Annotated in this window: 12 protein-coding genes and 2 pseudogenes; 5 read left to right on the forward strand and 9 right to left on the reverse strand. The window is 39.8% G+C overall.

Annotation, left to right across the window (positions count from 1 at the left end):
* Positions 1-126: 126 nt before the first annotated feature.
* The 3 genes and pseudogenes from MFP24_RS24160 to MFP24_RS24170 form a co-directional block, all read left to right on the forward strand.
* Positions 127-471: pseudogene (locus tag MFP24_RS24160) on the forward strand (NAD(P)H-dependent oxidoreductase); the annotation flags it as partial.
* A 205-nt stretch (positions 472-676) separates the two neighbouring features.
* Positions 677-1,660: a Gfo/Idh/MocA family protein gene (locus tag MFP24_RS24165; RefSeq protein WP_249228654.1), complete on the forward strand. Its 984-nt coding sequence runs from the start codon at positions 677-679 to the stop codon at positions 1,658-1,660.
* Positions 1,661-1,680: 20 nt separating this feature from the next.
* Positions 1,681-2,502, forward strand: coding sequence for a YdcF family protein (locus MFP24_RS24170; protein WP_249228655.1), 822 nt, complete (start codon positions 1,681-1,683; stop codon positions 2,500-2,502).
* A gap of 118 nt (positions 2,503-2,620) precedes the next feature.
* Here MFP24_RS24170 and MFP24_RS24175 read toward each other — a convergent pair whose 3' ends face one another.
* From MFP24_RS24175 to MFP24_RS24195, 5 genes and pseudogenes are all read right to left on the reverse strand, one after another.
* Positions 2,621-3,433 (reverse strand): GntR family transcriptional regulator, encoded by an 813-nt coding sequence (locus MFP24_RS24175; protein WP_249228656.1) that lies wholly within the window; start codon positions 3,431-3,433, stop codon positions 2,621-2,623.
* 21 nt (positions 3,434-3,454) lie between these two features.
* Positions 3,455-4,225: a glycyl-radical enzyme activating protein gene (locus MFP24_RS24180; RefSeq protein ID WP_249228657.1), complete on the reverse strand. Its 771-nt coding sequence runs from the start codon at positions 4,223-4,225 to the stop codon at positions 3,455-3,457.
* A gap of 179 nt (positions 4,226-4,404) precedes the next feature.
* Positions 4,405-6,705: a pyruvate formate lyase family protein gene (locus MFP24_RS24185; protein ID WP_249228658.1), complete on the reverse strand. Its 2,301-nt coding sequence runs from the start codon at positions 6,703-6,705 to the stop codon at positions 4,405-4,407.
* Complete coding sequence (locus MFP24_RS24190) at positions 6,698-7,174, reverse strand: hypothetical protein (RefSeq protein WP_249228659.1); 477 nt, start codon at positions 7,172-7,174, stop codon at positions 6,698-6,700. Before MFP24_RS24190 ends, MFP24_RS24185 begins: the two co-directional genes overlap by 8 nt.
* A gap of 553 nt (positions 7,175-7,727) precedes the next feature.
* A pseudogene (locus MFP24_RS24195) lies at positions 7,728-7,841 on the reverse strand (DUF3800 domain-containing protein); the annotation flags it as partial.
* A gap of 71 nt (positions 7,842-7,912) precedes the next feature.
* On the opposite strand from MFP24_RS24195, the gene MFP24_RS24200 reads away from it, so the two are divergent.
* A protein-coding gene (locus tag MFP24_RS24200) for an IS3 family transposase (protein WP_249228660.1) occupies positions 7,913-9,000 on the forward strand; the annotation gives its coding sequence in 2 pieces (ribosomal slippage) (positions 7,913-8,165 and positions 8,165-9,000; 1,089 coding nt in all).
* A 394-nt stretch (positions 9,001-9,394) separates the two neighbouring features.
* On the opposite strand, the gene MFP24_RS24205 is transcribed toward MFP24_RS24200, so the two are convergent.
* The 4 genes from MFP24_RS24205 to MFP24_RS24220 form a co-directional block, all read right to left on the reverse strand.
* Entirely contained in the window at positions 9,395-10,177 is a 783-nt protein-coding gene (locus tag MFP24_RS24205) for an alpha/beta fold hydrolase (RefSeq protein WP_249228661.1), read from the reverse strand.
* A gap of 12 nt (positions 10,178-10,189) precedes the next feature.
* On the reverse strand, positions 10,190-11,329 hold the full coding sequence (locus MFP24_RS24210; RefSeq protein ID WP_249228662.1) for an acyltransferase family protein: 1,140 nt from the start codon (positions 11,327-11,329) through the stop codon (positions 10,190-10,192).
* Positions 11,330-11,400: 71 nt separating this feature from the next.
* Complete coding sequence (locus MFP24_RS24215) at positions 11,401-12,612, reverse strand: MFS transporter (RefSeq protein ID WP_249228663.1); 1,212 nt, start codon at positions 12,610-12,612, stop codon at positions 11,401-11,403.
* Entirely contained in the window at positions 12,609-14,099 is a 1,491-nt protein-coding gene (locus tag MFP24_RS24220; protein ID WP_249228664.1) for an FAD/NAD(P)-binding protein, read from the reverse strand. The genes MFP24_RS24215 and MFP24_RS24220 overlap by 4 nt, the downstream gene beginning before the upstream one ends.
* 48 nt (positions 14,100-14,147) lie before the next feature.
* On the opposite strand from MFP24_RS24220, the gene pdxR reads away from it, so the two are divergent.
* Entirely contained in the window at positions 14,148-15,629 is a 1,482-nt protein-coding gene (gene pdxR / locus MFP24_RS24225; protein WP_249228665.1) for a MocR-like pyridoxine biosynthesis transcription factor PdxR, read from the forward strand.
* The last annotated feature ends 216 nt before the right edge of the window (positions 15,630-15,845 follow it).

Raw genomic sequence — 15,845 nt, forward strand, 5'->3', positions numbered from 1 at the left:
GGTCAACCTCATGCCGTCAATGGCAGCGGGTCGAGGTGGTGATGTTGAATCCAGATAAGCCAGAAACTGGGCTGAAAACGGCAGCATAAAAACGAATAAGGGTGTCAACTTCGTTGACAGCTACCGGTGCTGGTATTTCCCATTTACTGGTGGTCGATGCCGGGGTTACTGAAAGGGTGGATCGATCGCGTATTTTCAAACGGCTGGGCCTATGAAGACACGGCTGATGGCAACGTGGTAAAGAAGCTGGGACATTTGCCGGTGCACCTTGTCGCGCTGGGCGGCGCCAACCAAAGCACATTCGAAAAACGCGGTTTTGCTGATGCGTTTAATACACAGATAGTTCACGGGATTTTCGACTATTGCGGCGCGCCGGTAGCGACCTATGAAATTCTGCTGATGCCGGAGCTGAAAACACCGGACGCCTGCCTGGAGGCGGCGCGTAATATTGGAGGCGTTATTTTCCGCTAATAGATGTGTTGCTGGTGAATTTTCAGCGGTAAATTAATGAGATTCAGCCCGTTGGTCATGACAAAACGGAATGCGGGAAAACAATTTATTCTGCAATTCACTCTATAACACTGCCGCTGCTAAATAATTCTTGTCGCAAGTTTCATTTTTCGTCGATTTATCACGATAATCAGGATTCTTTCACGTTCGCTTTGAGGGCACTCTGATGATTCGTTTTGGCATCGTAGGAACCAATTGGATAACCCGTAAGTTCATTGATGCGGCCCATGAAACGGGCAAAATGAAACTGACGGCCATTTATGCGCGCTCGCCGGAGAAGGCGCGGCAGTTTCAGGCGGATTATGCCGTTGGCGCTCTTTTCAGCTCACTGGAAGAGATGGCGCGTTCAGATCTGATCGACGGCGTGTATATTGCCAGTCCCAATTCGCTCCACTGCGAACAGTCTCTGGTATTTCTCCGGCATGGCAAACATGTCATCTGCGAAAAGCCCCTGGCGTCGAATTGGCGAGAGGCGGAACGGATGATAGCTTGCGCTCGTGAGAAGCGGGTAGTCCTGTTCGAAGCCTTTAAGACCGCCAGTCTCGTTAACTTCAATATAGTGAAGCAATCGTTGCCGGGGTTGGGCAAGCTGCGCAAGGCGCTGCTGAACTACTGCCAGTTCTCTTCGCGCTATCCCCGTTATCTGGCCGGCGAGAATCCGAATACGTTCAATCCGGCTTTTTCCAACGGTTCCATCATGGACATAGGTTTTTACTGCCTGGCCTTTGCCGTCGCTTTGTGGGGGAGACCGAACAGCGTGCTGGCAAGCGCTACCCTGCTGGAAAGTGGCGTTGACGCACTTGGCAGCGTAATTCTGAACTATGGTGATTTCGATGTAACCATCATCCACTCTAAAGTCAGCCACACGGCCATTCCTAGCGAAATCCAGGGGGAAGAGGGTACGCTGGTTATTGAGCACTTATCCGAATGTCAACGTGTTACCCTTGTCATGAGAGACGGTAGCCGGCGTGAACTCGGTCAATCGCCGCCTGCCAATAGCATGGTGTCTGAGGCGGAAACTTTTGCCTCACTGGTAAATTCGCGTAACGTTGAACATCCAGGGTTGGAGCATTCACGGATCGTGGCAGAACTACTGACGGAAATTCGTCGTCAGACCGGGGTAGTCTTCCCCGCCGACTATGACAGGTAAAGTGATTGCCAGGGGGGAATATGAACGCCGAAGGTTTAGCCGTATCGAAGTTTCTTGCAATGCCTGAAGATGTCATTGCTGCTATAAATGTCATCGCCTCTTGGCTTGCCGTTGATGATTTTTCTTCCCGCCGAGATAAAATAACTGCCGATGCCATTATTTTGGCTGGTAATGCGGTATTAACCACCATCGACGGCGCTTGTTTATTGGCGAAACAGCGCGATATTCCGCTGATTCTTGCCGGCGGTATTGGTCACTCCACTCCTTTACTTGCCGCGGCCATTGAAAAGCATCCTCGTTATCGAGAGATAGATACTGGTAATCTGCGCTCAGAAGCGGCGTTTTTTTATGAGATAGCAACCAGATTTTGGGATTTGCCCGAGAAGCGGATTTTTCTGGAGGATGCCTCAGGCAATACGGGTGAAAATGCAAAATTCACGCGCGCGTTGTTGGAAAAGATACAGCTAAAAGTGCAGCATATTGTTCTTATTCAAGATCCCTTATTACAGCGCCGGACTTACGCCACGTTTAGCCATGTATGGTCGGATGCGGTCAAAAAACCCATTTTCTTAAACTGGCCAACGTATATTCCTGGCCTGGTTAATACAAAAAATGGCGTTTGTTTCTCTGGCGAACCTAACTATGGTCTCTGGGAGATAGATCGTTTTATCTCCTTATTATTGGGAGAAATTCCCCGCTTACGGGATAATAAGCAGGGGTATGGCCCAAAAGGTAAAAAATATATTAGTCATGTAGACATACCAAAATCGATAGAAGATGCCTGGCAATATATCATCAAGCACCCGTTTCTTTTAGAAAGCGAGTGGCGTGAACGAGTTTAATAATACGATGGGGGAAAACAGGTAGCGCTGTAATTTTTTATTTATAGTTCTTGGGTGACAAATGAATATTCGCTTATTTGTTGAAAATTTAAATGTTAAATTAGTTGGGGAATGAATATCAAGTATTAAAGTTTTTTGAGAAACTAAACTTTTCTTTTTTGTTATTAGATAACGTTATTTTAAAAATGCATTTGTCTGATCTTGTGATAGAATGAGTATATTCTAACACGGTGCCATCATTCAAATAAGATAGCCTACTAATCAGGAATCCCGGCATGTTATGTGTGCATTTTAATGATGAACATGTGGTTGAATTATCTATAAGTATAGACTCTATTGTCTCTTCAGCATAATCGACATCTAATGAATAAATATTTTTCAATACGTTGTATAATGAACGGTTCTCAAAATTTATTTTTTCAATATTTTGACATAAAATATAAGGGATATATGTTGTTTCTAATAAAATTGGTGATTCATTAGCTTTTCTAACTCTGACTAATTTGAAAACATATTTATTGTCTATTGGTAAGTTTAACTTCTTAGCTATAACATCATTAGCTTTGATGACGTCATGCTTGATGACTATCGATGATGGTTCTAAACCCACAGATATAATGCTTTCGGTGAAATTATATAATTTATTGATATCTCTCTGGATCTTTCTTATTTGAACAAACGAGCCTTTCCCTCTGATACGAACGATAAAGCCCTTATCATATAAACTATTCATTGCTTGGCGAGTAGTTGTTCTACTTACTTTTAAAAAGGAGCATAATTGATTTTCAGAGATCATTTTTTCTCCGTTTTTAAAAATCCCTGATCTAATCTGAGAAATTATAAAATTTTCGATTTGTTTATATAGAGGAATATCGCTGGCAAAGTTTAATGTAAATTCATTTTTAAATTTTTCTACTATGATATTATTCATTTTGAACTCTGAGTTACAATATTATAATTGGCAATTTATTGATCCAATTGTAAAAATATCTTTGTAACAAATTAAATCACTTTTGTCAATTGGTTTAATGTCTGCAAATGAGTAGTCTCTATTTAAAAACGTATATTTACTTTTTCCATATTGATGAAATGGAAGTAATGTAACGTTTTGTATATCTAGTTGATGTAATAGCAATGCATATTTTTCAGCATCCTCTAAGCTATCATTTACTCCTGGAATAATTGGAATCCTCAAAATTAATTTTTCCTTTTTAATTGTTATTATGTTATTTATGATAGGTTTTAAGGAAACGCCAGTATATTTTATATGTTTGACATCATCATAGTGTTTTAAATCGACTAATATATAGTCTACATTATCGTGAATTTTTTTGAAACGACTATGCTCAGCAAAACAAGATGATTCTATAGCAACGTTAATATCATGTCCTTTACATAACCTTATTAATTCATATGTCAATTCATATTGACAGAATATTTCTCCTCCTGATAGGGTTACTCCTCCATTAGATGATTTATAAAACTTAGAGTCTTTTAATATTTCGGTCATTATTTCACTGGTATCTAAATATTCTCCGACAATAATATTCATTTTTTTAGATGGATCATACATTTCTTCCGGGTTAATATTCTGAGACTCAGGATTTGAACACCATGGGCATTTAAGATTACACCCTTTAAGGAAAACGGTTGTTCTAATACCTGGCCCATCATGTAAGCAAAATCTTTGTATATTGAACACACAACCTTTTATATTAAGCATGATTTTTACCTAAAATAAACCTGGTGTGCGTGAATAAATTAAACAGGAAAAAAGAAACGAAGTTTACAGCCTTTAAAAGGTAAAAGATGGGATAGTTTTAAATGATTTATACAAATAGTGATAAACCCATGAAATTATCAATTTAAGAATGTGATAAGTTCATGCCTTATAAATTCCTATTAAACTCCATATAATGTTCTGCTTATTATTTCATCCTGAACATCTTCATCAAGGTTAACAAATACAGCACTGAATCCACTTACCCTTACTATTAAATCAGGATATTTTTCTGGGTGTTTTTTTGCATCCTCTAAGATACCTTTATCAACAATGTTTATCATTAGCTGACAACCACCATTATCAAAATACTGCCTTAATAACCATTTTATTTTTATTTTATTTTCATTAAATAGTTTAGGTGTGAATTTTATATTTTGAACCGCACCACCATGTAATGAAGGATCTAATTTAACAAGAGAGTTTAGCATTGCTGTCGGACCATATTTATCCGCGCCCCCTTGTGGGTTATTTGCAGGGTTTAAATATTGTCCGTTATATCGTCCATCCAATGATGCGGATGTTTTACGCCCCCATTCTGTATTCGTTTGATTGTTGCTAATTACTGCCAGGTAATAATGTAGACCAGATTTAATTCCCAACATTCTTATCTGATTTGATACATATTCATATAACTCAACAGCAATATTATCAACTTCATCTAAATCATTTCCATATTTAGGTAATTCTAAAAAATCACTCCGAATATTTTCATGTCCAGAGTAGTTGTTCAAAATAATATCATTCATTTGTGATAGTGTGTATTTTTTTTCCTCAAAAGCTAATTTCTTGATTACCAGAAGTGTGTCTGCCGCATTAATATTACCATATGTTTCATTTGTACCTCCTAGATATCGTATTCCTCCATCTAAAATGGATTTTCCTCTGAAAATACAATCATTCATTAATATACTTGGGAATATAAATGAAACCTTTTCGTTCATCAAAATATAACTATTAATTTGGGCGTTAACGCTGAGGTGAATGTAGTAACTTAATAGTTTTTTATATTCGTTAAAAAACTCTTTAAAATTTTTTATTTCTGATGTTTTCTTTAATGAAATTGGACCTGTTTTCTTTATTCCATCGATGGGATCTATACCTCCATTTAAGAAAATATTTAACGTTTTAAGCAAATTTATCATCGTATTTGATGTTCCAATACTTTGTCCTTGAATTACATATTCACCACATCCATAGGGTACGTATTGTTCTGCTGTAATCTCATCTATTCTCATGGCATGCATAATAGATGGAATATTGACATCATCATTATATATGACAGGGTAGGTGGCACCACTACCAATACAGTCATACGCTAAATCAATAATTCTTTCTGGCGTATACTTGCTTATCCTGAGCGTAAATTGTGGTTCAACATATCTTGACATTTTGGCTACTTTAATTGCGAGCTCACAAAATTTATCTGCAGCCTCTGGGTTTTTTCTACCTTTTCCTCCAACAATAATTCTACCATTAACAGTAGTTCTTCTATTTTCTATCAATCTCCATAAAGATCTAATGTATGATATGGCTTCATCTTCATCAATAACTTCATTATCTAAATCATTTTTTAGATAAATTCCCAGGAGGTCATCTAATCTTCCATAATTAATGCATCCTGATAGTAAAGCATATAACCAAAATAGTTGTAATGCCTGATGGAAAGTTTTAGGCTTGTCATTTCTTACTGCAAGCAAATCATCAAGCAATAAAGTTAGATGCTTTTTGTTATTATTTTCTTCTATCATTATCATTTGTTGAAGTTTATAAGTATAAAAATCAACTACTGTAAGATAGATATCTAAAGCTTTTAATGAGTAAATTAAAAATTTATTTTCAGGGATGTCGGTGAGTTTGTTTTTTATTATTTCTTTTAATCTATCTATTCCATTGGATAGTAACAACTCATAGTCTAGCATAGCACCGCTCAAACGAATGGTTGCCATGACTGGAGCATTTGGGTCAATAAACTTACCAACAATATTTTTTGTTAGGTATTTTTCACAATATTCCAATTTAAGATCATGCTTAATCCAATAATTATAAAGATTGTCAATTCTTTCCTTATCAGGCTCACTCAGCCCTTCTTTCATCTCTATTAACTTGTTAAAAACACAATAATGTCCTACTCCCCCTAATGAGGTGACACAACCAAATCCTATGGGCAGAAAATCTAATCTCCCTACAAGTTGATCATTGTTCTCTATATTTCTAAACAATTTGGGGTATAACACTTTAAGGCATTCTAACTCTCTTTCTTCTTTTGATGAAAGTAAATTGGCTTTATGTACTTCAGTATACTCCTCCATAATTAATATCTGCTCTTTAACAGAGTGTTCGCATTCTAGCTTCACGCTTACTTCAATATTTTGATTTCCATAAGCTATATTTTCTTTGAAAATATCGTTATTACTATTCATATATAACCTCATTATTACATGTTAATAGTTCCTTTACGGTAGAATAGTCATTTAAATATAAACAATTCTTAGGTTGTAATAAATTATCATATTTATCAATGATAATAATTTTACACCCTAATGAAACTAGTTCATCAATAATTTCTATGTAGTTGATTGTAAATAATATGATTTTTATTTCTTTATTTATTTTGACGAAATCGATCAACTCTCTGTTAGAATCAATATATACGAAATTGTGGCTTGTTTCTGAAGATTCTTCTTTTATCGAGTAACTATTTTTTTGTCCATTCGTGTGAGAAAGGATTATTTTCCAACTATCTCTATCTAATCCATCGAGGATATCTGATACCCCTCCCATTAACCGATTATCTAAGTTATATGCATTGTAACTATTAGCATTAAAACAATTTGATGGGGAAGTTATAGCATCTAACTCGAACAGATATATCTTTTTGTCGCCTTTCATAAAATTCTCCAGATTATATGTTATTTAGTATTATGTTGTATGATACAACTTGATATATTTAAATCAAGGTATATCCATATAATCAGGGGGAAGGAATCTTACTTTTTTGTTCGTAACACTCTGTATAAAAAGGGAAAAAATTATTATTGTTTTTTTATAATAAGATCATTAAGAAAAAACGAGCGATTGACTACCAGTCAGCATTGTATAGGTATAAAGTTTTCCAGCTTCAGAAATCAGGTTGGTAATTTATTTTTAACTAATTGATTTTATTTATATAAAAGTATGAAATCCACTGAGATCTACACGCGGATCTTTGCATTAGATGTGGCGGCCGCCACCGGGTGCAGTTCTTTATGCCAAGGGCCGAGGCGGTGGCCTTGCTCAGACAAACGTTATGATGATGAGACTTTTACATACGCTGGCTATTGGTGCTGTTCTATGGATTATCTGGAGCGGTCGCTGCGCGATGTTTCCCATCAATGTCTTGAAACACTGACAAAGTTCGTTAGTAACTGTGCGTTTGAGAAGAACGGCAGATACGCTGTTGGTAGGCAACCTTATCCAGGTCAGCCGGAGAGGACAGCACGCCATAGGAAAGTACAGGCTGAGTACGATCAAACAGATTCGGACCGGTATGACCGGTTTCATCCACATAAAAGTGCATAGGTAATCCCCCCGAAAAAGCAGAGTGTTCATAAGTAGAATTTTCTCGTAATCTAAACGCAGGAGATTCTTATGAAAAAATCACGTTTTACCGACAGCCAGATCATCGCCATCCTCAAGCAGGCTGAAGCAGGAACACCGGTGCCTGAACTGTGCCGGGAGCATGGCATCAGCAGCGCCAGTTTTTACAAGTGGCGGGCTAAATTCGGCGGAATGGACGCGTCCCTTATGACTCGTCTGAAAGAGCTGGAAGACGAGAATCGCCGTCTCAAAAAGATGTATGCGGAAGAACGGCTTAAGGCTGAAATCATTCAGGAAGCCATGCAAAAAAAGTGGTAAAGCCATCTCAGCGTCGGCAGATGGCAAAAGCGGCAGTGGAAAACAGGCACATCAGTATTCGTTTTGCCTGTCAGATATTTTCGGTCAGTGAAAGTTGTTACCGTTATGTGCCAAAACTTGATGAGGAAAATCAGCAAATTGCCGACTGGTTATTGCGCATTACCGATAGTCAGCGGAACTGGGGTTTTGGTCTGTGCTATCTGTACCTCCGCAATGTGAAGGGTTTCGGCTGGAACCACAAAAGAGTTTACCGGATTTACTGTGAGCTTTCGCTGAACATGCGCATTAAGCCGAAGAAAAGGCTGAAACGGGAAGAGCCTGAACCGTTAAGGGTACCGGAGCAAAATAATGAAAGCTGGTCGATGGATTTTATGCATGATCAGTTATCAGATGGCCGCTCAATCCGATTATTGAACATCATTGACGATTTTAACCGGGAGGCGCTGGCAATAGAAGTGGACTTCTCGTTACCGGCGGCCCGGGTAAAGCAAACGCTGGAGCGCCTGATTGAATGGCGTGGAAAGCCAGCTTCGATCCGCTGTGACAACGGTCCGGAATATACGAGTGGCGAGTTGGTTAAATGGGCTAAAAATAATGACATTGAACTGAATTTTATTCAGCCGGGGAAACCGCAGCAGAACGCCTATATTGAGCGTTATAACCGGACAGTGCGCTATGACTGGCTGGGACAATATCTATTTTCATCACTGGATGAATTACAGCAGTATGCAACGGAATGGCAGTGGTTTTATAATCACGAAAGGCCCAATATGGCACTGGGTGGATATACACCAAAGCAGCATGTGTTACGTGCTGCATAACTCTACTTATGACCTCCGTTAAAAATGGGAGGATTACCATTCCACATATAACGTGTTCTAAAAATTCATCTCCATCTCCATCTCCAGTGGTAAGATCATGTCTCTCTGGTTGGACATCCATGAGGACGCCCAACCAGGGAGGCGGCGATAACGAATTACCGCACCACTTTCCGTTAGTTCTCCACCATCAACCGGGCAAGCTTGGCAAAAATCGAACTCTTACTGCTTTCATCGCTTAGTTATATATGGTGGGTCGAGCGGGGTATATCTTGGTGTCATAGTGGACATATAAAAAACGGCCAGTTATACAATTTAAATGACGGTTTTATCTGAGCCGCCATTCCCAACGGCTCAAATTTGATAACCGAGTCAATTTCTTATTGCTGTAAGGTATTTAGGCATTTTTATCGAGAAAGTCCCTCACCGCTTTAGCCCACTCATCCGGATTTTCAATCTGAACAGCATGACCGCTTTGAATTTCGATATATTCGCTCCCCTGAATTAGGCGATGAACGTTCTGCACCTGATAGCAAGGGATCAGCGTATCATTCGTTAAGGCGACAACCAGTGTTGGCGCTTTAATTTTCGCGAGGTAAGCATTAATATCAAGCTTCAGTCCCAACTCGATCCGGCGTGCGGAATCTTTCTCTGATGGTCGAGCGCATAGTGCGGTTAATTTTTCGCTGCCCAGCCCTGAAAGAAACTCAGGGCTTAATACGTGAGAAAGGCCGAATGCTGTAGCCTCCTTCGACGATGTTTTTTCCAACTGCAACCAGGTGCTGAACATGAGGGTATGTCGCGGATCTTTGCCATCCGCCCAAGGGGCCGTCAGCACCAGTTTACGGACCAGAGCAGGATATCGGGCAGCAACCGCCGCCGCAACCACTGCTCCAAGAGACGTCCCCACAATATCTACAGATTCTTCTCCGCTATCGGTAATAACAAGAGCAGCCTGATCGGCGAGTTGTTCGATAGTAATGGTTCCGTCAGGTAACGTTGATTGCCCGCATCCGGCGTAATCAGGAACCAGCGTCCCGTATTTATCGGTGAAATACGGCAGCACATGTCCAAAGCTGCCTTTACCCGCGCTGTTCGTTCCGTGGAGAAAGAGGATATTTTGGCCATCGCCTTCTTTAAAGTAAGATACTGATGAGCCGTTAGCGCTTACATTTTTCATTGATTCCTCCATTTAATAAGCTGCTTCAGATTTCTTGCTATTCGTACGTTTGACAAGGGATACGATAGGTTTTTCAACAAAAGTGAATAGTATCTTCGCACCCCATAGAGATAATGCAAACGCTAAAATTATCAGCAGAAGACCTGTAGTAAAACTATACTGACTACCTATACCGATCAGCCTATGACCAAACATAAGAACCAACCGGTGAATAAGATAAAATGAAAATGACCACTCGCCGAGAGTGACAAATAATGGCTTTCCAATTGTTCCTGAATGACCAGAAATATCAGATATGGCAAAAGCTGCTATCAGCATAAGAACAGGAATAATAGTGAATGCGGCATAGCTATAGAGAGATGGATTAAATATAGAACCAAACCATGCAGTAATGAACAAAATGATTACTGGGAAAACTTTAATACTATGATAATTACCTCGTTTCACAAGACATGCAATAATAACACCACTGGTAAATTCAAGCATTCTGACTGGAGAGAACAGATAGATAAACCAGTATGCATACATTGATTCCGGCTTCCATGGTAATAATGGCTTGAGGGGAAGAGTTGCGGAAAAACATGGCATTAAAATCACTAATGCAATTATGCCGATCAATGTTGCCGTCAGTACATTCGATGATAGTTTAGTCAGAATCGTATAAACAAATGGGAAGCAGACATAAAACGTCAATTCACAAGAAAGAGACCAACTCACACCATTAAGACTGATGAAGGTATATGGATCCGGTATCCATGTCTGGATCAGCAGAATATTGGGAATTATCCCGGAAAAGGTCTCTCCTCCGGGCAGTAATGGTCCAGTCCAGATTATTAAAACAATTGCTATGACTGCTGTTATAAGATGGTTAGGGTAAATTCTTGCTATCCTTCTCAGGAGAAACTGTCCAGTTTTAATTCCGGGCTGATGTGACCAAGACAGAACAAATCCGCTGAGACAGAAAAAGAATGAAACGCCAATAAATCCGGAAGAGGAGAACACCCATTTAAATGCATTGCCAATGACATGGTCCGAAAATATGTTTTCCGACGCAGCATGGTAGAGAAAAACAAAGAATGCCGCAATAAATCTAAGTCCTGTTAAAGAATTAATATGTTGGCGATGAAAAAAATCATAGGAGGAATGTTTCATGTTATCACCATATGATTTCTAAAAAAATAAACTCAGGGGGATTATTTTTCATCGCCATAATAATTTCTATTTTATGCTTCACTTGAACTCTCCCATGAGCAATTCCAGAACAGTGACAGTCCGCCCAACAACAAACAGGGAGCCGCAACAGCTATAGATAATGTCAAAGAGTCTGTGTTGAACGACTTTGTTCCCATACCATAGATCGTGCTCAACGCAATCTGACCAAAAAAGAACACACTAGCCAAATACCCCGGTTTAGCCGATGGTATTCTCAACAATCCAGCCTGAGTAGCCGGAACGACTATCCCCACACTGAGCATAATAATTAGCATGGGGGCAACCAAACTCCAGGGGGAATTCGGCCATAAGTAACTGGCTGATATAATGGCGGTCCCTCCAAGGAGTGAAACAATTCCAGCACAGAGTAAAACCGCCTGAGTTCCATACTGAGGTACAATAATGCGCGCGATCTGAGTACCGATAACAAAACCAATGGCGGTTAGCGCTAACAAAAATCCATACTCACTTGCTGATATACCCATGTTGATCTGTATCGGATAAGCAGAATTCGCCAGAAATGCAATCTGTCCCATAGATACCAGGCTAATTGCCACCAGATAACGACGAAATGCCTGTTGCTTCACACCATGAAAAACTTCATTGAAGAAGGACGAAATAGTTGAAATGTTATTCGGGTATTTCTGAATGGATGGTACGAAATAACAGAATAACAAAAGAGAGATGCCTCCCATTCCACCGAGAAACCAGAATATCTGCTTCCAATCGTAAATATCCAAAATTAAACCACCCAGAACAGGTGCTACACTAGGAGATAATGCAACGACTAATGCCAGCGTTGTAATAATACCTATATGTTTCTGAGCAGGATAAACCTGTTGAATAATCAACCGTGATAAAACAGTAATGCCACAGCCACATAATGCCTGTATAAAACGTAATGTAAGTAGCAGGTAGAATGATGTTACTTGTGTGCAGGCAAAAGATGAAAGGGAAAAAACTGTGATACCCCATATGTGTACCTGTCTTGCACCAAACCTTTCGGATAAAACTCCCGAAAAAAGAACAGCAAAAGCATAGCCAATAAGATATAGCGTAATAACAAACTGCAATGAGGTTACCTCAGAATGAAAGTAATTTCCGAGCTGCGGAAGTGCAGGTGCTACTATATTCATTCCGAATTGAGGAATCGTTGAAGAAAATATTAATGAAAAGTTAAGTAACCAGTTTTTACTTTTTTCACTAATGTTTGTAGATATCATAATGGAATTTTCCCTGCTATCTTTTCAGCAACAAAGTATGCATGTTTAACCGACGAGTACATGGCATTAACCAGAGGCACTTTGCCAGCGCAAGCCGCACCAACAACCCAAATATTTTCTTCTTTATCATTATTTGGTAGAAATATTGATAGCTCATCTCCAATATTTAGAGATTCGCAGTTAGGGCGTGGAGTATCATCCAGAGTAATATCACATCCTGATAACCGAAGATTTGGGCCACGATAGCCAGCGGCGCAGACAATGTTATCAAACAGCATGCTTTCTCCAGTTTTTAGCTGTATGTTCCAGCCATTATTATAGTTTATTTTTTCAATTTCACCCTTGCATACATTGAGCAAGCCAGTTTGCAATAAAAGAAAAATCTTTCTGGCATTAGTCAATGAAAAAGATCCTAGATATCTATCTAGAATTTCCTTACAAATAGAAATAACGTGTTTTTTTAATTGTCCAGATTTAGGTGTTAACACATCATTCGTTGCATCAACCAGCTCAACAATCATATTTTGCCAATGATTTTTGTTTTCTTCTGCAAGAATTATCTCTTCCATAAGTCGAGGGGCGATTAAACGCTGATGGCTAATTTGTTCCTTTAATGGTAATAATCCTTGCAATGCGAACTTACTGGCGATTAACTCGCATAACTGTTGAGGAAGATTAGGCGACTCCAGTTCCAGACGGCAAAAATCCGAAACACTAACCAGCCGTTCACTTGGTAACGGTGTTGCTGTTCTGACTGACGGTAAGATCCCAGAAGGTGAAAGCATCGTGATTTTACATTGCTTGCGCCCAATCAACACCGCAGTATCAATGGCAGACAATTTCGTACCGATAACCAAGACATTCGAGCCTTTACGGATAGAGTCATCATTAATAACATCATAGGGAGTAGAATAGAAATCAGGGTGTTTCTGATAGGGCTTTAAAATTTCAGGGACTAGTTCATCTCCGCCTCCAGTGGCAATAATTACGCCACTGACCTTAACAATATCCCCTGAACTTATTATAATTTCGTAATGATGTTCACCAAGGGATTTTATTCTTTCAACAACACCTCTCCAGTAGTTCACATCAATGTTTTTCTTTCTGGCTTCTAAGAGACACTCGTTATAACGCTCAATGACATAATCTCTATATATATAGCGAGGTGGGAAATACCCCTGCGTGTAGGGGATCCCCCTGGTCTGAATATAATCAATGAAATCATTTGAATTGTCAGGGTGTAGGGACATTGTGTCAGGAGATGTATTGCATAGCAATTCATCATGTTCCTGGTTAAATGCTTTTCCTGTTCCCGGCTCGATAGGGTCTATCAGGTTAATATCTACATCCCTCATATTTTTTGTTAAAGCAATAAATGCTGCAATACCGGTTGCGCCAGCACCGACAATAGCGATAGTTTTCTTCACCGCTGTATCTCCCTGTGATTTACCGTAATTAAGGTGGTTTTCAGGAGACATTACTTTCATAGTGGAATACAATGAAGCACCATTTAATCCAGATTTTACTAGACCACTATGAGCAGAGGAAAAACTGCTATTCCGTTGGATTTACCCCAGCCAATAAAGTTGGGAGCAAGCAAAGGTGATAAGCAGACCGCTATTTATGAAGCACTGCGCGATGCAATTTTGAGCAGATTGCTAAAATCGGGTGAGCATTTACCGGCTACCCGTACACTCGCCGAACGTTGGCAAGTATCCCGAGGTACCGTTGAAGCTGTTTTTGATCGGCTAAGACAGGAAGGCTATATCATCAGACGAAGTGGTTCTGGTTCTGTCGTTTCAGCCGTCGTGCCAGACACCATGCTCAAAGTTTCTTCGTCAACGCATATTCAGGAGGGGCGGAATAAAGTTGGTTCATCCCCTGTTCATAATGAGCCTGATATAGAGCCGCAATTATCCTATAACGTCCCGTTTATTGCCCGTATGCCAGATCCGTTATTATTGGATCTGAAAACTTGGGGGGCTTGTCTGTCACGTGCCATAGAAAAACTCCAACCACAACAGCTGGTGACTGGCCGCACATTTGGCATTCCTAGTCTACGTCGCCAGATCGCCGAATACCTTCGGGTTTACCGCGGGATACCCTGTGAGGTTGACGATGTCATTGTAACGACCGGGATCAGAAGCGCCACCGAGATGGTGGCACGAATTCTGTTATGTCAGGGGGACGTTGCGGCAGTAGAAGACCCTGGTTATTTGTGGGCCAGAACGATACTGATGGACACTGGAGCAACGTTGAAATACATCAGAGTCGATAACGAAGGGATGAATGTTGATGATTTATCCCGGTATAAAGATGTTAAACTGGTCTATGTTACCCCAGCCCATCAGGCTCCATTAGGAATTACGATGACGGCTACCCGGCGTTTGAAAATTTTAGACTGGGCTGAAAAGAACGATGCTTTCATTATAGAAGACGATTACGATAGCGAATTTAATTATAATGTATCACCATTGCCAGCAATAAAGGCCATTGACAGAATTGATCGAGTTATATATTGCGGTAGTTTCAATAAAACTATTTTCCCTGATATGAGAATAGGGTTTTGTATTATTCCTCGAAATCTTAAAGGTAAGTTAAATAAATACTGGGAGTTTTCCGGACGAGCAGCCGGAGTTATTGAACAAACCAGCGTCGGGAAATTCATTGCTGAAGGGTATTTTTACAGGCATCTTCGTCTTGCTCGCCAGACCTATCAAACAAGAAGAGATTTGCTTATCTCATGTTTGAAAAATAACGCCGCTAACGAAATCAAGATTACGGGTGAGAATGCCGGATTTCATTTTATCTTATGGTTGCCGACTGGAGTAAACGAGGCCTCATTTTGCAATGAGGCTAGACGAAAGGGAATTTATCTACAACCACTAAAAGAATTCTGCCATCGAGCTAGCTATCCACCAGCAGTTTTAGTGGGATATGCGGCATTAACAGAAGTACAAATTAAATACTCGGGTAGAATTCTTGGTTGTTTAATTGATGCTACTCATTTTAGGTGACAGTAAATGGCATTTACTGAGAAACACCATAGGGTGGAAAATTCAGCCCGGATTAAAAGACGATATTTGATAATCATGGTTTGATCCTCGAGAGCGTTCAGAATTCCGTGTCACAATAAAATCGTTATAGCGTAATCACGTTATTCAGCCGTCCGTCAAAATAAATGGCTAACTGCGACAATGTCAAATTCCAGTTCTGGAGCGGCATTGTCCATT

Source organism: Brenneria tiliae, from assembly GCF_023347575.1.
In the GTDB taxonomy this organism is placed as follows: Bacteria; Pseudomonadota; Gammaproteobacteria; order Enterobacterales; family Enterobacteriaceae; genus Brenneria; species Brenneria corticis.